The organism is Bradyrhizobium sp. CAR08, assembly GCF_052871955.1.
The window spans coordinates 21,858-43,702 of sequence record NZ_JBIXJX010000033.1 but is presented as its reverse complement, the minus strand read 5'-3'; the positions used below and the strand labels follow the sequence as shown (position 1 = coordinate 43,702).

General features: G+C 59.0%; 15 protein-coding genes. 4 read left to right on the top strand and 11 right to left on the bottom strand.

Going from position 1 to position 21,845, the window contains the following annotated elements:
* On the bottom strand, positions 1–178 hold a 178-nt coding region (locus ACIPUD_RS37835), incomplete at its 3' end, for a transposase (protein ID WP_446482749.1).
* A gap of 2,470 nt (positions 179–2,648) precedes the next feature.
* On the opposite strand from ACIPUD_RS37835, the gene gmd reads away from it, so the two are divergent.
* The 3 genes from gmd (at position 2,649) to glmS (ending at position 6,735) form a co-directional block, all read left to right on the top strand.
* A complete protein-coding gene (gene gmd / locus ACIPUD_RS37830; protein WP_007600132.1) occupies positions 2,649–3,734 on the top strand; it encodes a GDP-mannose 4,6-dehydratase in 1,086 nt (361 codons plus the stop codon).
* Entirely contained in the window at positions 3,715–4,692 is a 978-nt protein-coding gene (gene fcl, locus ACIPUD_RS37825; protein WP_446482746.1) for a GDP-L-fucose synthase, read from the top strand. Before gmd ends, fcl begins: the two co-directional genes overlap by 20 nt.
* Before the next feature lie 216 nt (positions 4,693–4,908).
* On the top strand, positions 4,909–6,735 hold the full coding sequence (glmS, locus tag ACIPUD_RS37820) for a glutamine--fructose-6-phosphate transaminase (isomerizing) (protein ID WP_446482745.1): 1,827 nt from the start codon (positions 4,909–4,911) through the stop codon (positions 6,733–6,735).
* A gap of 442 nt (positions 6,736–7,177) precedes the next feature.
* On the opposite strand, the gene ACIPUD_RS37815 is transcribed toward glmS, so the two are convergent.
* On the bottom strand, positions 7,178–7,483 hold the full coding sequence (locus tag ACIPUD_RS37815; RefSeq protein WP_446482744.1) for a hypothetical protein: 306 nt from the start codon (positions 7,481–7,483) through the stop codon (positions 7,178–7,180).
* Here ACIPUD_RS37815 and tcuC point away from each other — a divergent pair.
* The gene (tcuC, locus tag ACIPUD_RS37810) at positions 7,482–8,798 is read left to right on the top strand and encodes an MFS transporter (RefSeq protein ID WP_085348758.1); all 1,317 of its coding nucleotides are present in this window, start codon (positions 7,482–7,484) and stop codon (positions 8,796–8,798) included. The two genes, ACIPUD_RS37815 and tcuC, sit on opposite strands and share 2 nt — an antisense overlap.
* Before the next feature lie 620 nt (positions 8,799–9,418).
* Here the strand turns inward: tcuC and ACIPUD_RS37805 are convergent.
* The 9 genes from ACIPUD_RS37805 to nodS form a co-directional block, all read right to left on the bottom strand.
* On the bottom strand, positions 9,419–10,276 hold the full coding sequence (locus ACIPUD_RS37805) for an electron transfer flavoprotein subunit beta/FixA family protein (RefSeq protein ID WP_007605808.1): 858 nt from the start codon (positions 10,274–10,276) through the stop codon (positions 9,419–9,421).
* Between the two features lie 488 nt (positions 10,277–10,764).
* Positions 10,765–12,519, bottom strand: coding sequence for a nif-specific transcriptional activator NifA (nifA, locus tag ACIPUD_RS37800; RefSeq protein WP_446482743.1), 1,755 nt, complete (start codon positions 12,517–12,519; stop codon positions 10,765–10,767).
* Between the two features lie 246 nt (positions 12,520–12,765).
* Positions 12,766–13,602: an SDR family NAD(P)-dependent oxidoreductase gene (locus ACIPUD_RS37795; protein ID WP_085383602.1), complete on the bottom strand. Its 837-nt coding sequence runs from the start codon at positions 13,600–13,602 to the stop codon at positions 12,766–12,768.
* Positions 13,603–14,422: 820 nt separating this feature from the next.
* A complete protein-coding gene (locus ACIPUD_RS37790; protein ID WP_446482748.1) occupies positions 14,423–15,442 on the bottom strand; it encodes a nodulation protein NodZ in 1,020 nt (339 codons plus the stop codon).
* 120 nt (positions 15,443–15,562) lie between these two features.
* Positions 15,563–17,575 carry a carbamoyltransferase family protein gene (locus ACIPUD_RS37785; protein ID WP_446482742.1) on the bottom strand — a complete coding sequence of 671 codons (2,013 nt, stop codon included), beginning with the start codon at positions 17,573–17,575 and terminating at the stop codon, positions 15,563–15,565.
* A 197-nt stretch (positions 17,576–17,772) separates the two neighbouring features.
* On the bottom strand, positions 17,773–18,561 hold the full coding sequence (locus ACIPUD_RS37780; protein ID WP_446482741.1) for an ABC transporter permease: 789 nt from the start codon (positions 18,559–18,561) through the stop codon (positions 17,773–17,775).
* Positions 18,562–18,564: 3 nt separating this feature from the next.
* Entirely contained in the window at positions 18,565–19,479 is a 915-nt protein-coding gene (gene nodI / locus ACIPUD_RS37775) for a nodulation factor ABC transporter ATP-binding protein NodI (RefSeq protein WP_007600116.1), read from the bottom strand.
* Between the two features lie 4 nt (positions 19,480–19,483).
* The gene (nodU, locus tag ACIPUD_RS37770) at positions 19,484–21,196 is read right to left on the bottom strand and encodes a nodulation protein NodU (RefSeq protein WP_446482740.1); all 1,713 of its coding nucleotides are present in this window, start codon (positions 21,194–21,196) and stop codon (positions 19,484–19,486) included.
* An 11-nt stretch (positions 21,197–21,207) separates the two neighbouring features.
* A complete protein-coding gene (gene nodS / locus ACIPUD_RS37765; protein ID WP_446482739.1) occupies positions 21,208–21,837 on the bottom strand; it encodes a nodulation methyltransferase NodS in 630 nt (209 codons plus the stop codon).
* Between the last annotated feature and the right edge of the window lie 8 nt (positions 21,838–21,845).

The window sequence follows — 21,845 nt, the reverse complement described above, 5'->3', positions numbered from 1 at the left end:
CAAGCTGCCGTAGCCGCTTGGCATCCGAGACGTCCATACCGCCGAATTTGGACTTCCAGTTGTAAAGCGTCGCTTCCGAGACGCCGTGCTTGCGTGCCAAATCGGCCGTCTTCGCACCGGCCTCATGCTCGCGCAGCACGCCTATAATCTGCTCTTCCGTAAACCTGGCTCGCTTCATTTGTCCGTCCTTCAGAAGGCCGGACTCTAACTTCAACTGGAGGAAATCGGCAGGGGCAGGTCAGCTTCTGCAGCTTTGGATGCCAAGCAGTCGTTCAACTGACGACCATGTAGCGCGAGCTCAAACCACAGGGAACTCTCTATTTATGCTCTGCCAGAAATGTCACAGAGATAACTGGTGCGAGATCGCAATGCACGATCCCTGGACCGGCCGACCAGTGATCACCTGCAACACTTGCGGCGAGTATGCCGAGTACAACAGCCTCCAGCGCAAAACGGCTCACGCGATCATGGCAGCTACCTTGGCCTGTAGCGTGAGCATAGAGGACCGGCGCGATCCCCGGGTGGTTGCTGATAGGATCTTGGATGCACTGGAGAATGCCGGCCTAACAGTCGCTCGCGCCTCAAGATGAATGGGGAGGAGCGCCGATCGGCGCCGTCTTCCAACGCATGACGACCCCCACATAGATCGAAGCCGCAATGATCGTTGACCTGACGCGGCCTGCACCTGACGGCGCCTTTCGAGGTCCATCGTCCAAAGTTTGTCTGGAACGGCAAAGTCACTGCTTAGTGCCTTGACGGAAATTGCACTCATTGACCAGAATAACCGCTGCCAATGGATCTCGTTTCCCATTCTGCCCAGCGGCGCCAGCCCCGAGAAATCCCGGGAAACAGCCCCGCCCAGACAGTGTAGCGGGAGAGCTCGGCCGGATAGACGAGGCGCCAATTTGCACAGATCCCACAGCGCATCCTCGCCATGGACGCTTGATTCGGCCGGCGAGCGCACTCCTATTCCATGCACCTTACAAGAATTTCATTGACACGCGTGGTCGCTCGTTGCCACGAGCAGCAGCCTCACCGCCGCGGCGTAGCTATGCCGGCACACTTGGGCTGACCCTGGCTGCGCAATTCCGCGGAGGACGAATAGCGAAAGCCAGCCGCTTTGGCGCAGCGCCTCCCGCCCTCCTCCCGTCGAGGCTGGCTCCTGGCGTGAGATATTCCCGCAATAACCCCCGCAGGGGATTGAATCGTACGTAGCGTCGGATTGTAGAGTGCCCCTGCTAGGTGGCTCCAATCTTCAGTCGCCCTAGAATTCCTGTGGACAAAAGCGGAGCAAGCCGATCGCGTGTGATGAGGGGTGTTCTGCCAAAGCGGCTGAGGAATCGCGCTGAGTACGAAGGGACGCTGGTCCTGTTCTGTCTACGCAAATCGCCAAGTCGCATGAGGTCACGATTGCACAGATGTAAGAAGGACCAATCCAGCATTGGAGACTTCGAAATACGATTGCGAGCGCCAAGTGCCAACGAGCCGCTGCGAGATTGATGCGCTATCCTGGAGCGGTGATGTGAGAAGACCCGATGGATCCAACACGGTGTTGCTCGTCGACCATTGTGAGGCCAATGTCGGGCAATTGTTGGCTTCAAGAATGGCGATCCTGGAAGAGCGTATATGTGCGGGGAGCCAATTGTGACGGGACTGCGCCAAAAGCCGTCATCATGGTGCGCTTATCACCATGTCCGAATGCACGTCATGCCATGGTCGGACGGACGCGCCCGTCCTTGAACGAAAGCAGACTAGAAGACAACGAGTAGTCCGGGACGAGGGCGCGGCATGGATAGCGGCTGATTGCGGCAGCAAGAGAGCTGCCGCTAGCTCCGCGAGCTGGGCATGCTCGAGATGCAGGCCTGACGATTGCCCCAGGGCCGACGCCGATGCAGGCAACAAGCCCTTTAACACACGACGAACGAGCATTGGAAACCTCATGTGATCGCCTTGGAACGGAAATGATGTGGAAGTTTAGACACGCGGCGATCGAAGATTGATCTCGGCACCTTGATTGAGCGCTACGCGGCGTTCAAACCCGATAAGCCAGCGATCCATTTCGATGGCGCGCCTCTAAGCTCACGCCCCCTTTTGGCGCATTCGAGCAGGCGGCGCGTGCTTGAACAGCCCGAGTCGGCTCGCTCCACGATCAGCTCATCCCGCGTGTTTCTGCCGTGGGGCTGCAATATGCGCGCCTTCGGACTGCGCGACAGAGAACACCTTTCACCCGGCTTGCTCGCAGTCGCACTGGATGAACAGCAAGACTAGAAAACTTCTAGGCAAGGACAAGGAATGAGGGACACTCCCTGGCTCGACGCCCAAGCTGAGCACGGAGAGACCGTAGAACGCTTCTCGGCCAAATGGTCTGCTACCTCTTAGCTGCCCCGCAATTCATTGGGCGCACCCAAGCAATAGAGAAGCGCCTGACGAAGGCCGAACAAACTCTGCCGGACTACAAACTTTCGTATAGTCCTCCAAAACCTTTTCGACGCGGAGGGTTTACCTCCATACAGTTGAGCAATCGACGCAATGCCTGTAGAGGGTCCACACTTCGGCAGTTCGAGAGCGTGACGCTCCCACATCTGAAGAGCCAGACGCGATCGACCTCGTCGATTGGAGAATGACATTAGCCTGCGCAGAGGAATCATTTGTTAAACCAAGAGAGCAAACGGCGGGTCGCTCTAATCACCGGCGTGACCGGCCAGGACGGCGCCTATCTTGCTGAATACCTGTTGTCGCTCGGCTACATCGTGCACGGCGTAAAACGGCGCTCGTCCTCGTTCAACACCGCACGGATCGATCATCTCTACCAGGACCCGCATCTCGGCAATGTGCCGTTCCTGATGCATTACGGCGACATGACGGATTCGACCAACCTGATCCGTCTCGTGCAGCAGATCCGGCCGACCGAGATCTACAATCTCGCCGCCCAGAGCCACGTCGCCGTCAGCTTCGAGAGCCCGGAATACACCGCCAATGCCGACGCGATCGGCGTGTTGCGCCTGTTGGAAGCGATCCGCATCCTCGGGATGGAGAACGAGACGCGGTTCTACCAGGCCTCGACGTCGGAGCTCTATGGCCTCGTGCAGGAGGTCCCACAGAAGGAGACCACGCCGTTCTATCCGCGCTCGCCTTACGGCGTGGCCAAGCTCTACGGCTACTGGATCACGGTGAACTACCGCGAAGCCTACGGCATGTTCGCCAGCAACGGCATCCTGTTTAATCATGAGAGCCCAATCCGCGGCGAGACTTTCGTCACCCGCAAGATCACCCGCGGCGTCGCCCGCATCGAGCTCGGGCTGGAGCAGACGCTCTATCTTGGTAACCTCGAGGCCAAGCGGGACTGGGGTCATGCCAAGGATTATGTCGAAGGCATGCACAAGATCCTCCATGCCGACAAGCCGGACGATTTCGTGCTCGCCACCGGCGAGATGCGCTCGGTGCGACAGATGGTCGAGCTTGCCTTTGCCGAAGTCGGCCGCCGTATCGAATGGCGCGGCAAAGGCATCGACGAGACCGGCGTCGATACCAAGAGCGGCAACACCGTACTCCGGATCGATCGCACCTATTTCCGCCCCACCGAGGTCGATCTCCTGGTCGGCGATGCCAGCAAGGCGCGCAAGGTACTCGGCTGGACGCCCAAGCGGACGTTTGCCCAACTCGTCGCGGAAATGATGGCGAGCGACCTGGCGGATGCCAAACGGGATGTGGCCAGTGGCAAACGCACCATTTGAGCTGAAGGGCAGAAGCGTCTACGTCGCCGGCCACCGCGGCATGGTTGGCAGTGCGCTGGTGCGCCGGCTGGGGCGGGAGGACGTGAATCTCGTCACGGTGGATCGGCGCGACGTCGATCTCTGCAACCAGGCCGCCGTGTTCGACTGGTTCGCCAAGACGCGGCCAGAGGTGATCTTCGTTGCTGCCGCCAAGGTCGGCGGCATTGTCGCCAACGACACGCTGCGTGCCGAATTCATCTATGACAACATCGCGATCGCGGCGAACGTGATCCATGCCGCGTATCTCAATGGCGCCGAGAAGCTGATGTTTTTGGGCTCGTCCTGCATCTATCCGAAGCTGGCGCCGCAGGCCTTGCGCGAGGACACGGTGCTATCAGGTCCGCTGGAGCCGACCAACGAGCCCTATGCGATCGCCAAGATCGCCGGCATCAAGATGGTGGAGGCCTATCGCCGCCAGTTCGGCAGCGACTTCATCAGCGTGATGCCGACCAATCTCTACGGCCCCGGCGACAATTATCATCCCGAACAGAGCCATGTCGTCGCGGCGCTGATCCGGCGCTTTCACGAGGCGAAGGTCGCGGGTGCCAAGAGTGTTGCCGTGTGGGGCACCGGCACGCCACGGCGCGAATTCCTCTATGTCGACGACATGGCAGACGCCTGCGTGTGCCTGATGAAGACCTATTCGAGCGCAGAGCTGATCAACATCGGCACCGGCGAGGACATCACCATCGCCGAGTTCGCGCGCGTCGTCGCAGAGATCGTCGGCTACAGCGGCGAGATCGCCTTCGACAGCTCGCGTCCCGACGGCACGCCGCGCAAGCTGCTCGACGTCAGCCGCCTCGCAAAGCTCGGCTGGCGCGCGAGGACACGGCTTACAGATGGAATGCGGCAGACCTACCAGGACTTCTTAGCGGTATCGGCCAAATCGGACAAAAGGAGAGAATCATGCAGCTGTTAATTGCTGACGGCGCTCATTGTCCGATTGCCAGAAAGTTGCTTCAGATCGCCTGGCGACTTCGATTGGGCTTCCGGTGTTGCTTTGAGTTCGCGCACGCCGAGTGACGCGTGCGCGATGGTAGGCCGGCACGACTACACCGGTCGATAAATAGCGAGCGAATTGGTCAGGCGCGTCTTGCGAGACGGTCTGTTTTGAAGTTGAGGTAAACTGGTTACCATGTGCGGAATTGTAGGCATCTTGGGGCGCGGTCCGGTCGCGGATCGCCTCATCGATTCACTTAAACGACTGGAATATCGCGGCTACGACTCAGCTGGCATCGGAACGCTCAAAGGAAATCATATCGAGCTTCGACGCGCCGAGGGAAAGCTGAAAAACCTTGAAACACGTGTTCGCTGCCATCCGCTTTCAGGCCATGTCGGGATTGGGCACACGCGCTGGGCTACTCATGGCAAGCCAACCGAACACAACGCTCATCCGCATGCAACGGACAATGTTGCAGTCGTCCATAACGGCATAATCGAGAACTTCCGGGAGCTGCGCACGGAGCTGAAACAGCATGGCGCCTGTTTCGCCTCTGAAACAGACACGGAGGTGGTGGCGCATCTCATCGACTCTTATCTGAAGAATGGCAGCTCGCCGCAGGAGGCAGTAAAAGCGTCGCTGCCGCGGCTAGTGGGCGCGTTTGCGCTTGCAATTCTGTTCAAGGGCCGACACGACCTCATGATCGGTGCGCGCAAGGGCTCACCACTCGCGATCGGGCATGGCGAAGGCGAAATGTATCTCGGATCGGATGCTATCGCGCTCGCGCCCCTTACCGACTTGATCACCTACCTTGAGGATGGCGATTGGGCTGTGCTCAACCGCAACTTCAGCGTGGTCTACGACGCACAAGGCACAGTCGTCCGCCGGGATGTGGTGAACTCTGGCGCGTCGTCGGCACTCGTCGACAAAGCGAACTACCGCCACTTCATGGCGAAGGAAATCCACGAACAGCCAGAGGTGATCGGGCAGACGCTGGCGCATTACGTCGATATTGCCCGCGAGAGCGTGGCAGTGCCGCAGGAGCTTCCGTTCGACTTCAATGACATCGGACATATCTCGGTCACGGCTTGCGGTACGGCAGGCTACGCCGGCCACATCGCCAAATACTGGTTCGAGCGGCTGGCTCGTATTCCGGTCGAGCTCGATGTCGCCTCCGAATTTCGGTATCGTGAGGCACCGATGCGCCAAGGAGATCTTGCTATCTTCATCTCGCAGTCCGGCGAGACCGCCGATACGCTGGCCGCGCTCCGCTACGCCAAATCGCAAGGTCTGCATACCCTCTCGATCGTGAACGTACTGAGTTCGACCATTGCGCGCGAAAGCGGGACAGTGTTGCCGACATTCGCGGGGCCCGAAATCGGTGTTGCCTCGACCAAGGCGTTCACATGCCAGCTGGTCGTCCTGGCGGCGCTGGCGGTCGCTGCCGGCAAGGCCCGCGGTGAATTGTCGGAGGGCGACAGCACCGATCTGGTACGCGAGCTGATCGAAGTTCCTCGGCTCGTTTCAGCGGCGCTGGCCAACGAGCCGCAGATCGAGAAGCTCGCACGCGACATCACCAAATCGCGTGACGTGCTATATCTTGGTCGCGGCACGTCGTTTCCACTGGCCATGGAAGGGGCACTGAAGCTGAAGGAGATATCCTATATTCACGCCGAGGGCTATGCGGCCGGAGAGCTCAAGCACGGCCCGATCGCCTTGGTCGACGAGAGTGTTCCCGTAATCGTCATCGCTCCTTCCGACCGGGTGTTCGAAAAGACGCTCTCGAACATGCAGGAGGTCGCTGCACGCGGTGGCAAGATTATCTTGATAACCGACGCTAGGGGAGCCGCAGACGTGTCCATGGATTCACTCGCGACCATTGTGCTGCCGGAGATGGGTGCGACATTCACTTCGATTGTCTATGCGATTCCGGTGCAGCTCCTGGCCTACCACACGGCCATCCTCATAGGCACGGACGTCGACCAACCCCGAAATCTCGCGAAATCGGTAACCGTCGAATAAGGCAAAGCGATGCGACCTCGGTTGTCGTGGTCAGATTCCGAATGCGCGAGCCGCGGTCAGATCGTATCACGATGTGCCGCCCAGCTCCAGGCCCCGATGCCACCGCGAGGCTTGTGCCTGTTCTTGGCCCTGTTTACGGAGACGCCGGGTTTGGACCACATACGAACCGGAGCGCCCCTCGAAGTACGAGGCGCGCCTCGCTCGAAGGACAACGTGGCTGTTTCCAAGCACGGCCATCGGCGCCGCGCTTGATCGCCAGCGCGCTCACAAAATCCTATCCGGCGAACCTCCAGTTAGCTTTGAGCATATCGACATCGCTGGAGATCGGGCGAGATAATAGCGCAGTTTCGGCCCCAATCGCAGGCTCGCGAGCTGTTCTAGCACGACATCTCACGGAGCTCCTCGCTGCGGCTCCTATGCCAGCGATCTCGTCCTTCCCCTTTCACTGCATATCGGTACGTTTGATGAGAACTTCGGCCACGCCACAGACAACAACCTTGTCGACGACCTTGACGCCGAGAATTGCCCGAGGGTTCAGTAGCTTGAGAGCCACTCCTGCTGCACGAGCGGCATAACGAGCGAAAATTGTGAGGGTTTGCGGCAATTGCCGAAAATATGCCGGAAACGTCAGGCGCTTACGGGTTGTCGATAGTGCCCTGATGGCCGATTCGCGGCCATGAAACTGCACGCGGCTGCGGTGAGATTTTCTCGGAAGCGGCCATTTCAAAATCGAGAGGAAACTCGCCATGTCACCAGCGCCCATTGCGCACGCCTCAAATGCCAAATCGCGCATTGGCGCCATCTTACGTGCCACGAGCGGCAACTTCCTCGAGCAGTTCGACTTCTTCTTGTTCGGGTTCTACGCCAGTGCGATCGGAAACGCGTTCTTTCCATCAGGAAGCGAAACCGCTTCACTGCTTAACACCTTCGGTGTGTTCTGGCTGGGTGCCTTGATGCGACCTGTTGGTGCGATCGTGCTTGGAGCCTATATTGACCAGATTGGCCGTCGGCAAGGCCTGATCATCACGCTTTCGATCATGGCCATTGGCACGATCATCATCGCCTTTTGTCCGGGCTATGCGACGATCGGCATTGCCGCACCTGCGATCGTGCTGTTCGGACGGCTGTTGCAGGGCTTTTCTGCCGGCGTTGAGGTTGGTGGTGTTTCCGTTTACCTCTCCGAGATTGCCACTCCGGGCAACCGCGGCTTTTACACATCTTTCCAGTCCTCGAGCCAGCAGGTTGCGATCTTTGTCGCGGCTCTTATCGGATATTTTTTGAGCGAAGCACTTCCGGCCGAAATGGTTGCCGCTTGGGGCTGGCGGATCCCGTTCTTCCTTGGCTGCTTGATCGTGCCGCTTATCTTCTTCCTGCGCCGGACGCTGGAGGAAACTCCGGAGTTTCTGGTCATGAAGAACCACCCAACGGCCCGCGAGGTCTTTGCCTCCACACTTGCGAACTGGCGCATCGTCATTCTCGGCATGATGATCGCGATGCTGACGACCACGACATTCTATTTCGTGACGGTGTACACGCCTACGTTCGGCAGGCACGTATTGCAGTTGTCCACGCAGAACACGCTCTTAGTGACGCTTTTGGTCGCGGTGACGAACTTCATGTGGAACCCAATTGGCGGCGCGATTTCCGACAGAATCGGCCGGAAACCGGTCCTGCTGACCATTGCCGGCCTTGCCTTGGTGACTGCATATCCAGCGTTGTCTTGGCTTGTAACGGACCCAAGCTTTGGCAAGATGCTGATCGTGGAGATGATGTTCTCGTTTTACTTTGGCACCTATAGCGGCGCCATGTTGGGCGCTCTGGTCGAAATCGTGCCGAAGCACATTCGCACAACTTGCTTTTCTTTGGCGTTCGCACTCGCCGCGGCTCTGTTTGGCACGTTTACGCCGCTTGCATCGACTTGGCTGATCGACCGGACAGATGACAAGGCGTCGCCCGGTTTCTGGTTGATGTTTGCGGCTTTGCTCGGCATTATCGCCGCGCTCACGATTTATCCAGGAAACACCAAGAGAGTTGCGAAAGCCGTTGCGACCCGAGCGGCCTAACCCGGCGCTAAGCGCGCAATTTACCACGCGTTAGCACGCGCGCCCGCGGGACGTTGGGGGCCCAGGGCTGAACTGAAGTTGGTGCGCGACTATCCCTGCGGTGATTTTCACGATGGTGCGCGGCCGTTCTGCCGATCACGGTTCTTCCTATGTGATCTGGGGCAGTATAGGGACGAGCTGGCGGTGATGTTGACCGGGAAAGGCTGAGCTCATCAGCCAACCTCGATTCCGTCCGGTGGTCGGACGGTGCGCTGCCCGCACTTGCAGTCGCGTGAAACACGGCGGATTTCGCGCGAGGACTGGGATCCCTCGCGCGAGCTCCACGCTCTGATATTCTGTGCGGCCGCCACAAAACTCGAACGCGCACATCGTCGGGCTGCGTGAATTCCCCAGCGGACTGGTCGTCTCGAAGGTAGCGACAAGCGTTAGCGTAGCGGGCCGTCTTGTATCCTGGTCCGATACCGAGCTCTCGGCGCTCGGATACGCAGGTTGAAGGCTCACCTTCTTGGCGCATCTGCCGGGGAGTGGTCGAGAAGTTTGGTCGCGCCTGTACAACGAGCGACGGGCCAATGCGTAACCAGACCCAGGCTGTTGCTCGCTGCGCTCGATCAGCTGTGACTTCACGCACCGCGAGCTTGCGCAGATGAGGCGAGCTGTGCGAGCTCCGTTTCGAGCATAGGGTTGCGCTTGAACATAGCGTCGATCAATGCTTGGGCCGGCTGCTCGGCCGCCTCAACCCACGTCGCCTTCTCCGCTCGCGCGGAGGGCGCGAACACACGCTTGACCACGGTCGGCGATCCCCTCAGACCGCAATTGGCCATGTCATCCACGCCAGCACTTTGGGCGCTCCATTTTACGATTGTGGTGCGGGCGGCACGCAACGCATCTATCATTGCGCCGCGGCGAATTTGATTTGTTGCCTCTAACATGCTGACGAGACACGGCAGCTTGGAACCCAACACCTGGACGCCCCCTTCGCAGCGCCGTTCGGCCTCGATGGTCCGTAGCTTGAGGTCCAACGCTTTGATCGTGGAAACATAAGTGAGCTGCTGGACCCCGAGCCGCCTTGCAATGCCAGGTCCCACCTGCGCCGTATCGCCGTCGATCGTCTGCTTGCCGGTGAATATGACGTCCGGTGGGCCATATTCCTTGCCGATGTTGCGAATCGCGCTCGCCAACGCGTAACTCGTCGCCAGCGTATCGGAGCCCGCGAAGCTACGGTCGGTGAGCAGGACAGCGCGATCGGCACCAAATGTCAGTGCCTTTCGGAGAGATTCTTCGGCCGACGGCGGTCCCATTGTCAGGACGGTGACTTCGCCGCCGAATTGATCTCTTAGCTCGAGCGCAGCTTCCAATGCGAAGAGATCATAGGGGTTGATGATTGTCGGCACGCCCTGACGCATGATCGTATTCGTAACAGGGTGCACGCGGATTTGCGCGGAGTCGGGGACTTGTTTGATGCAGACGATGCTGTGCATGTACTTCTCCTAAGATGCCGAGCCGATTCCCGACGCAGCAAATGTCATACCACCCAAGGCATTTCGCCAACGAGGAATGAATGCAGGCTGACGACGAGCCGGTTGTCGCAACTGCGATGGTTTACGCACCGGCGTGATCTCAAGCTGATGGAGTCAGGGGCGGCAACGGAGCCGCAGCGATCACGCGCCGCTTCGACCCAAAGCCATTTTCAGGGCGAGTACGTTGCAAACAGACGATGACAAGACCGGCCGAAGCGAAGACGCCCTACGCGTCGCCGGCGAGTAAATCCCAACCCAAGGCACAACGCTAGCATCCCCATCATGCATCCGAGCTGGCGACCGCCTCTTTTCCACGCTCTCCTATGCCAGTCGGCCGAGCGCGCGCGCGCGAGAGAGAGAGAGAGAGAGAGAGAGAGAGAGAGAGAGAGAGAGAGAGAGAGAGAGAGAGAGAGAGAGAGAGAGAGAGAGGAGCGAGCTCGGCGCTTGGCTCAGAAGCGTTTGATCTCGATGCCGTGTCTTCGCAAGGCGTAGCCAATCTGGCGCGGGGTCAGTCCAAGCAGGCGCGCCGCCTTCGCCTGTACCCACCCGGATCTTTCCATGGCTGCGATGACGCGCTCGCGATCGGTGACTTTCGCGGCACCCACCACGGGGCGCCCGGGCGGCCCCAGCGGTGTCAGCTCGCTGCTCACCGGCTGAACGGGTGTGACGGCCTGTGTTGGCGGCATGCCCAGCCTCGCGGGCAGTGAGATTGTCGGGCTCGGCTGTCGGGCCATTTCCGCCGGTCCACACTTCCATAGCAAAGCCGACAGGCATTGCCCGTGGCAGCACGCAAAATCATCTCTTACGATCGACGATCCTCGCGCTAGCGTCGCGGTCCGCTGCACGCAGTTTTCGAGCTCACGGACGTTGCCGGGAAATCCGCAATTCATGAGGACCTCAATCGCACTTGAATCGAATACCAGAGTACGGCCGTTCTCATTGTTAAAGTTCTTCAAAAAACGAGCGGCGAGAAGCGGAATATCAGTGCGTCTTTCCCGCAGCGGCGGCAATAGCAGAGGAACAACGCTGATGCGGTAATAGAGATCGGCACGGAACTCGTTCCTTGCCACCGCCTCTTCAAGATTTTTGTTCGTGGCCGCAATCACGCGGACGTCGACTTTGATCGTCTGATTGCCGCCGACCCGCTCGAATTCCTGCTCCTGAAGCACGCGCAGAAGCTTCGCCTGGAACGAGCCCGAGATCTCTCCAATCTCATCCAGAAACAGCGTTCCCTTGTCGGCGATCTCGAAGCGCCCCTTGCGCGCGTTGAATGCGCCCGTAAACGCCCCCTTCTCGTGTCCGAACAATTCGGATTCCAGCACGGTCTCGGTGAGGGCTGCGCAATTCAGCTTGATAAAGGGGCGTTTGGCGCGCGCTGAGCGCTCGTGAATAGCCTTCGCGACCAGCTCTTTGCCGGTACCCGATTCGCCACGCAACAAAACCGTGCTATTTGATTTTGAGATCACCTCGATCTTGTCAAGTAGCGCGCGCAGCGCCGGGCTGTCGCCGATCATTCCCTCGACTTGGACCTTCTTACGGTCCCGCCCATGAGGCTTGAGCTCGGAGAGTTGCTTCTGCAGCCGGAACTCCTCGTCCATAAGGCGCCCGCGATCGCGCACAAACGAGCAATGCAGCTTCGTCGTCTGGCCCAGCAGGCTGGCGACCATCGTCAGAAGGCGGCGTTCGTCCTCGAGCTGCGCACGCGTCCCGTTGTCCGCGATGCGGTCGATGCTCAGCGTACCCACAACTTTGCCGTCAACGTCTATAGGAACGCCGATGAACGCAACACGCGTATGACCGCCGGCATCTAGCATATCGACCTCCGAAGAACTGAAGGCCGAATGCAGCGCTACATTCTCCACAATGAGCGGCTGCCCCGACGCGACGATTTGATCGATTGCTCCTTGCGGCAAGCGCACCCGGCAGCGCGCATCGCGGTCTTCGCTCCTGCCGTCCTCCACGATGATCTCCGGCCCGCCGTCATGCTCGAACAGACATACGATGCCGCGCCGCATCTGCACGAGCGATCCCAGGCGCTCGATGACGCTCGCCAGCTTAGCCTCGAGCCGACATAGGCCAGTGAGCGTGTGCGCTATTTCAACAATCGTGCTTAGCGATTTCTCTTGGGACCGCACAATACAAGCGGAAGCGTCCGCGTCGGAGGTTGAGTTTGGCTTTTCGCGCAGGGAAATGCTGTCTAGCATGACGACTTCTCCGTTCCTTTCTCGATCCTCCCCATCGGACTTGTTGGATTCGTGTTGCATGCCCGATCTGACATCCAGTTCTCAGGGCGGGACGAGAGATTACCCCTCTTCATGGCACGTCGGCAGCACTTAGAGTAACTAGCTTTGCCGCTTTGTTTTCCAACTCGCTGCGCGGATTCACCCCGGCCAACATGACTTCCATCGATGAAGCTCAGAACAGCCGGGGCTCTTTAGGGGCTGATTGAATTATAAGTGTTGCCCGCCATTGATCGGCACTTCGGCGCCGGTGACATAACTTGCCGCATCTGAACATAGGAAGAAAATGACCTTGGCGACCTCTTCGGGTGTACCCGCTCGGCGGAGTGGGATCTTTGGCACAAGATGCGCTTCCGTGTCAGGCGACAAAATGTCCGTCTTGATTTCGCCGGGCGCGATCGCATTGACGCGAATGCCATGCGCGGCGTAATCGTGCGCCATTTCGCGCGTGAGACAAGCGAGCGCAGCTTTCGAAGTCGCATATGCCGAGCCCGCAAATGGATGCACCCGCGAGCCGGCGATCGAGGTCACGTTGACGATCGAGCCTGACGCCCTTTTTAATTCGTCGAACAGGCCTTGAGAGAGAAGGATCGGTGCCACCAGATTGAGGTGGAACACGCTCATCCAGGTCTCGACTGAGGTCGCCAGCGATGTCAGCCTGGTACCGTTTGCCGTTTTTGGTGAGTTTCCGGCATTGTTTACCAGTCCGTGCAACGGTGCGCCAGCAAGGCGCTCCTTGATCTCGGCAATCACGCGCGGCAGCATCCGATGATCGCCCAGGTCGACTTCGATATAGCTATCGCCCTCTGAGTCTGATGGGCGACGCGCCGCGTCCAATGGTTGGCGCGCGCAAGAAATGATGCGCCAACCGGCTTTCGAAAACAATTTTCCGGTGGCGCGACCGATACCGCGCGATGCCCCGGTCAATACGAGCGTCTTTCGCTCTCGTAGCGGACGGCCCGCTCGATCGGCGTGAATTGGACCGCTAGGGTCCGTTTCCGACGATTGAGGTACGACCGCTTTGTCATCTGGTAGATCTAGCTTCACACGCGGCTCCCTTCCGCTCCCATCGGCTGTGCAACTGGTGCAGGATCCGGGCCAAAGCGACGCAGGGCATAAGGGGCGCACTTTTGCGACAAATGGCAGGTTCTGAACATCTGGCCTGTTTGCTTTTCGACAACAGCAACGCCGCGTCAAGCCCCCGGGCGCGTTGACCGCGTCGCACTCCAGGGGTGGTCTGTGGCTCATTCGAATTGGCGGAGGTAGTTTAGCTGCCTTTTGCGGAGATCAGGATCGATGGCCAGTTCGTTCAATTTCCTCGGTTGGACGCGCCGCCGCAGATGCGGCTCTGGTTCGACATCGGTGGGCTGGGGCTCGTGCCGTTGATCAGATGCGGTCGAAAGAATTTCGCAACCAGCGCATGAACAAGGCCGTCGTCCAGAAGACGAGCTGACCGCGAAGGGATTAACGCAGAAACGGCGATACGTCTACCTGACGCGCGTCCTTGCTGCTGGGACATTCTGACGTGACCGTCTGCTACGTCAGATTCCTCGGCGGCCCGGGCCACCACTGCCGTGCTCTTCACCGCGTGGCCACCGATGGCGGTTTCGGCCCGGCGATGCCGGGACCCTAACCTTTTCTCCGGCCCGTCGACCTACACGTCGCGGTCCGACGTATCCCGGGACAAGGCCGCCGACGCTCGCCGGCATTGGCCTACGCTTCGGTGAGCATTCGCTGTACCACTGCATCCCGGCAGTGCGTCGGTCAGCCCTCAGCTGCGGACGTTGCGAAACCCGATGCTGTGGAAGCCAGCAGTATCAGGCCGACGATCTAGGCGACGATTGCTCAGGTTCAGATTCGCGCCACCTCATGAAGCCGCGAAATGCTCGTATGGATTATCGACCAGGGTCAACTGCTCCGGATTGCTCAGATCGAATTCAATAATGCGTGGCACGAGCAGACGGGCATAGCGCGTAAAGGCGCTGGTGGGGGGAAAGCGGATCACGGTGGCGCATCGCGCAAGAAGATACATGTCGATGAGCGCGGAAGCTCCACCTTCAATTCCCATTTCCGCACTATGCAACGGCCCTGCCAGATCGGCCTGGAACCGTTTTGGTACGGCGAAGATATCGGGAAACAGACCCGATATGTGATCGAGCACCTGTGCGCTATCCGTGCACAGGAAGATCTTAACAGGCTTTGGATAGGGCAATGCCATGGCTTTACGGATTGCCATGCAGACCTGACGAAGAGCGAGCTCCGAATCGGCCCAGTACGGAGCATGCCCCATGATATCTTCGCCATTGCCGTGCCGAACATGAACGCCGATGATACTATGGCCGCTAAAGTGTTGCTCATACAAGTCCTCGATCCGCGCTCGAATCTCAGACCTGAGTTTGATGTTTCGGAAGATCAGTCGTTCGGCTTCCTCACCACAACGCCACATCAGGCAAGCGTCACAGACAATGGTGTTGGCCTCGTTATCGTCTCCTGCTTGGAACAGCTCAGTCAGTTCGTCACGTTCTCGGAAGATCTGCTCGTCCGGACGATTGATACAGTCGATCGATGGCCTATTCCACCACGGCGGGAAGAACGGACCGGGAAACGAGAGCTGGTTGACCCTGTCATCGCAAATCACCGGCACGCCAGCGATCTCCTCAACCGGCTCGAAGAACACCGGAAAGGCATTGCTGAACGGTTGGTCGACATAACAGGAACCGCGCCAGTCAATAACGAGCGTTCGCCCGGTCCGCTGCGCGTACGACCAGGCTGATGCCAACGACCAGAGGCAATCACCAAAGCCGGTGCGCCTCCGCGAAACAACAAAGCGTTCCTTCGTCACGTTATCAAACCCTTCTCGTTGCGCGAGTGTGGCGCACCAACTCATCTGCGATGCCGATCCACGCCGGGCGCTGGTCACCTGGACGCAAGTCACCCAACCCGCAAACTCATCCTGCACGGCACTGCGATTGGCAGGTCATGCTAGAGGTGTCACATTACGCACCTTTTACGACGGCCCAGTCTGTGACGGATGCAGCCGAATACGACGCTGATCCCACAGCCCGCGCAGTTCGTTCAGGAGAGCTTCGCGCCTGGTCCTGTCAGAGGTGACCCTGGCGAGAAGATCGGCCAGAACAGCTTCCTTCTCGATTTGCATCAGCATGTCGAATAGGTCATGCGAGACGCGTACGCTGTCATGGCTGGAGTGACCCATGCGGATCTCGCAGATTGTCTCCTGGCGGTCTCGGCCCGCATGAGCGCGAACCCGGTAAAGAGATACATGGGGCGGCAGTGATACAGCGAGCGCGGTCCAATTTTCGAGCGTTGTTGCCCGCTTTTTGATGAGGAATGACCCGACCACAAGGCCATCCAGCTCGGTCGACAAGAACGCCGTAATCGCATCGGCGACGGAATCTACGATCGGTTCGGAATTGTTGTTGAACGACGTATTAAGCAGAATCGGTACGCCCGTCCGAGCCTTGAACGCATTGATAAGTTCCCAATAGGCGGCATTGCTCGTGCGGGACACCGTTTGCAGCCGAGCCGTACCATCGATATGCGTGATCGCGCCCAGCAATGCACGCATGGATTCGCGCACGCGCACGACGAAGTTCATGAAGGGATATTCTGCCCGACCATCCGGCAACTCAAAGAACGCGCCCGCATCCTCCTCGAGAACCGATGGTGCGAACGGTCGATAACTCTCGCGCTTCTTGACCATCGCATTGATCCGGTCCTTGTTTGCCGCGGGCCTCGGGTCCGCAAGAATGCTGCGGTTGCCGAGCGCACGAGGGCCGAACTCGGACCGGCCCTGTACCCACCCGATCACAGCGCCATCAGCGATCCACTCGGCTGCTCTGGCTGCGACGTCAGCGGTCCGTTCAATCTCGAGGTGTCCGGCCCATCCCTTCAGTTCCTGTTCAATGCTGTCGTCGCTGCCGACATCGGGCCCCCAATAAACCGCCTGTAGTCGCTCGCGGGGCGGAGCCTGCCCGGCCTCGTTCGACACCATCAGCGCCGCACCCAATGCGCATCCGGCATCATGCGAGGCCGGCTGCACAAAAATCTCTTCGAACAGGCCTGAGTACAGCAGTTTTCCGTTTAGCGTGCAGTTGTGGGCCACCCCGCCAGCCAGGCACAACCGTTTCATTCCGGTCTGCTCACGATAATGCCGAAGAATGTGAAAGACGATCCGCTCCAGCGCCTCCTGCAATGAAGCGCTCACATCTCGGTGCTGTTGCGTGAACGGCATTCCCTTTCGCCGGACCTCGATATTGCGCAGCAATGCCGGGCCGATACGGTCGAGGTGAACCCGGTAGGCACCGTTGGGGGAGAGCTCATAAAATTGGGAGAAAAGCTCGCGATAGCGAGCGGGATCTCCATAAGGAGCCAATCCCATGACCTTATATTCGTCGAACAGGCCGTAGCCGAGGTATCGGATCGTTTCGAGATAGAACAGTCCGAGAGAGTTGGTCTCTGGAAACGTCATGAGCTCGGTCATTTCGGTGCCCGACCCCACCGCCAACAGACCCGAGAGGAAGTCGCCACAGCCGTCGATCGCGAGAACCAGGCTTTCTTCAAAACCGGACATTGCCAAAGCGCTTACGGCATGGGCCTGATGATGGCCTACGAATGACACCCGCGAAGGGTCAACTTGGCCACCGAACTCTGCCGCGAGAAGGTGCCGCAACAGGAGATTCGCATCTAGCGGAATTGAGATCTCAGGTTGTGAGATGAACAACCGTTCGAGCATCGAATTGCAGTAGGCTTCAGTCGCGTAGAACGCAATACGATCGACGTCGCGAAGCTCCACGCCCGCGGCTGCTAGACAGTATCCGATCGCACTACTCGGAAGCTTGTTTGAATGTTTGATGCGGTTGAGACGCTCCTCTTCGACGGCAGCGATCACGCGACCGTCCTTGACGAGCACCGCGGCGCCGTCGTGCAGAAACGTGTTCGGTAGTTGCAGCGGGTTTTCATAGACCCTGTCAAGCCCGCCACTCAATCCTAGACACAGCATCTTGTTCTCCGTTCATCTGAGAGGTCTGTTGACCTATTTCGTATCGCTCGCTTGGCGAGTCGGCCGCACGTCGCCGCGGGGCCGCAGGCATCGCCAACGAAACGAGGCTCATATAAGCGTCGGCCGCGAATCGAACGTTCGTTACGTCCGGTGTCTGATCTCGCACGCGCGACGCTTCGCTTTAGGTTTTATTCCTCTCACCGCATCAAGCGTTGCCGAAGCAGCGCGGCCGAGACGAAGAAGGGCAACGCTGCGCAGATGCAAAGTGCGCCCACATGCAAACCGACGCTGTCGACCGGCCGACCGAGCATTACTGGACGAATGAGATCGACCGAATGTGTCAGGGGCAACAAGGCCGCTATGCGTTGAAATGAACCCGGTAACTGGCTGATTGGGAAGATCGCGCCACTCAGATACATCATGGGGGTGAGGATAAGTGATTGGTAGAAGATGAAATAGTCGTGGCTCGGTGCAAGAGCTGAAACGACCATTGCGAGGCTCGCGAAAGCAATGCCAGTGAGGGCGATGGCTGGTAACGCATAGGGAATGGACGACCACTCTGCATACCCCAGCGCGACGGCAACAATCGTGATCGCCGTCCCGGCGAGCAAGGCCTTGCTCGCTGCCCATGCCATTTCACCGAGAACAATGTCGCCGAGCGTCAGGGGCGTACAGAGCACAGCCTCCCACGTGCAACCTGTCTGCATGCGAGCGTAAGCCCCATAGATCGTTTCGAAGGTTGAGGAGACCATTGCGCTTGTGGCGACCATGCCAGCCGCCAGAAACGCAATGTATGAAGTTCCCTCAACGCCACCTACGATCATTCCGAGGCCAAAGCCAAGACCGAACAGAGAGCTAATCGGCTCGGCCAGATTCCCAAGAATCGACGCCAGAGCGACTTTCCGCCAGACCAGAAAGTTGCGGCGCCATACCGCGATCCAATTCCATGGATTAGCAGGGAGCGCGGACGCAAAACGTTGCCACATCGTTCAGTCCTTCATCTCTCGCCCGGTTAGCCGTAAGAAGACATCCTCCAGATTTGGCGGACGCTGCAGAAGGCGGAGATCCGGACGGTTGCCAAGCCGGCGACGCACCTGCTCGGGATCCTTGACATAGCAGAACAGTGTCTCCCCGCTCACCTCGGCGTGCTGCACTGTGGTTCTAACCAGCGGCAGCAGGTCATGGGCATTACCACCGTAGATCTCGATCACCTGGCAGCCGATCTGCTGCTCGATCAGAACATGAGGCTGCCCTTCCGCGATTTTGCGGCCGTGCTCAAGCACGCACAGGCGATCGCACAATCGCTCCGCCTCTTCCATGAAATGGGTGGTGAGAAGAATCGTTTTGCCGCGCGCTAATAGCCAGCGCAAGCGTTCCCAGATGAGATGACGGCCGTGCGGATCGAGGCCAGTCGTCGGCTCGTCAAGTACCAATACCTGCGGGTCGTTAATGAGGGCACGTGCCAGCGTCAGCCGCCGCTTCATGCCGCCGGACAGTTCGGCGACGCGGGCGTCCGCCTTGTTCTCCAAGCGGGCGAATTCGAGCAGTGACGGCGTCACCGCGTTGACCTCGGTCGCGCTCATGCCGAAGTAGCGACCGAAAACGAGCAAGTTTTCGCGCACGGTGAGCTGAAGATCGAGGTTATCGAACTGTGGGACAACCCCGATGCCCCGACGCGCCAACGGCGCATGTGCCGGCACCGGCTCGCCAAGCACGTGGATCTTACCTGCGTCGGGCGATGCAACACCCAGGATCAATCGCGCAAGCGTACTTTTACCCGCTCCGTTTGGTCCCAGCAGACCGAAGCACTCTCCGGGCGAGACCGTAAACGAAAGAGCGTCCACGACGGTCCGGTCCTTGTAGGATTTACTCACCTCGAAAAGGTCGATTGCCGGGGTTGACATTTGCTTACGCGATCGCGACGGACGTTGTCCGCACCGCGTCCTTTGTCGCGTGCTTTTTCGTCCAAAGCAGGCCGTCACACCACACGTGATCGACGCGTCCCCACTGGCACGCGGCGGCAGCATCCGGGAAAAAGCCGCGTCCATGCAGGTTGGCGCTGGTATTGCAAAGCAGCGGAATGGCTGTGAGCTTCTCGTACGCGATGAGAAGCTCGACCACTTTATGCTGAGATGTTCTGGAAACCGTCTGTAGGCGAGCAGATCCATCGAGATGCACGACGGCGGGAATTTTGTCCCGCCATTCCGGTCGCGTCTGGTGATCGAACAGCATGTACGGATCGGGTACTCCAGGGCTAAAAATCTCCGCAGCACGATCCTCCAGGCATATCGGCGCTACCGGCCTGAAATGCTCTCGAAGCTTGACGTCGTTGAGATGGTCTTTCATTCCCTCCCAGCTCGCAGCCGCGAGAATGCTTCTGCCACCCAACGCACGTGGTCCGAGCTCGGCACGCCCGGCAAGGAAGATGACGGGCTTGTCACTCGCGAGGATTGCTGCAAGTTCGCCCATAGTGCAGGGCGCGCCGTCCCATCCGGACGGGACTTCGCTGGGACGAACGGCCGGTCCACTGTAGACCGTCCATTCCAGAGCTCTAAAGCCTTGCTGTGCCGCCAGTGCAGAGCAAGCAGCACCGATCGCTGAGCCGCTGTCGTTCGGAAAGGGCGGCACCCACACGTCGTCGAACAGGCCGGTCGCACGAAATGCACTATTCCACTTGATATTCAGGCCACAGCCGCCGGCTATGCAGAGGTTACGCCCCCCCGCAAGATCCGAATGTCGCTGCACAACATCAGCAATTGTGCGAACCAGCAGGCGCTCTAGAAAGACGTGAAATGACGCAAGGATGTCTTCGGCCTGCTTGGCCTTCAATCGCAGTGCGCACGCATCGAAGAAGTCGTGCAGAGCTTCAAGTGGTGATAGTGAGCTGTTGATCTGTGCAAGCTTATGACAAGCGCCCTCAGCATCCGTGGCAAAGTGCGCCTGATAAAGCTCCTGAAACGTCGCAATAATCTCCTCGTCGGGAGCTCCGAGAGCGATATAGGCCATCAGCTTGCCGGCTATGCCGAGATCCCAGCTGGTCCGGTCCGCCCGCCTGTAAGGTCCAAAGTGATGTCCTGCCGTCGCATAGGCGTGGCCTATCATCGGAAACAGGCACTCGATGAACCGAATCCCGTGCGGCTCGACATAGTAGAGGCGCGGAAACATGCAGCCGTCCCACACCAAGCAGAAAGCAGATTGTGCGGATTTGGCAAACGAGCTGGTGCAGTATGCGGATGCTACGTGCCCGGTGACATGGGGATAGCTTTGATAGGGATATAGTTTCCCATCAAGCATAAGGCCGATGCGATCGCGGGACGCGAGGGGGCTATCGCCTTGGCGTTCGACATACGGCGCGCCCTTGAGCTTGACGGTCGTCGTCCCACTAAGGACTTCAAACTGGGATTCGAACTCTCCATCCCAGCCATCAATGACGAACTGATCGACATCGCTCGGATCGAGCCCGTGCTCCGCCAAGGCGCTAACAACGGAATCCAGGTTGTCGATGGTTTGATAACGCGGATTATTGTTCAGCTTCTCCTGCTCGACGCAGAACACCACTCGCCCGTCCTCAATCAGAGCGACTGCCCCGTCATGCGTCAACTTGATACCGCAGATACGCATAGTGGCTCCTCTCAGCCTCGGCCGTTGGGTGGGATCGAAGATGGCTCCGGATTCCGAAAGCGGACCAAAAGGCAGTCTTCGTCAGCCGACTGCCCCTGGCACTGCACGCGTTCGACCTCAATGAGCGCTTCAGTCAGAATCGTGATGACCGTCTCGGCGCCAGCGACATGCCCCCATCGCTTGCAGGTCGCATCACGTGCAGATCCGAAGACCAGATGCCCACCCGGAGCAAGCATCTTGACCATGTTGTCGACTGCAATACGCATTTGTGTCATGTCTTCGAGATAATAGAGAACTTCGGCGACCACGATCAGATCGAACAGCTCTGCGGCCGAGAACTGCAGAATGTCAGTCGCCGCCCAGCTGATATGCGACCACCTCTTGGTCCGCTGGACCGCTCGACCGATCGCTCGCGGCATAACATCGATGACCGTGAGTCGTTTGCAGTGAGGAGCAAGCTTCTCTGTAAACGCACCGGCCGCGCACCCGATTTCGAGGCCATGTGAGACGGCGCTGTTCGACAGCGACAGCCGCAGCAATTGGGTGTGACGCTCACGTTCGAACGGATTGTCGTCGAGCCGCCACGGATCCTCATTAGACAGCTCCCGTTCCAACGATTGATATGTCTGGTGCACGTTCACGACCTAAT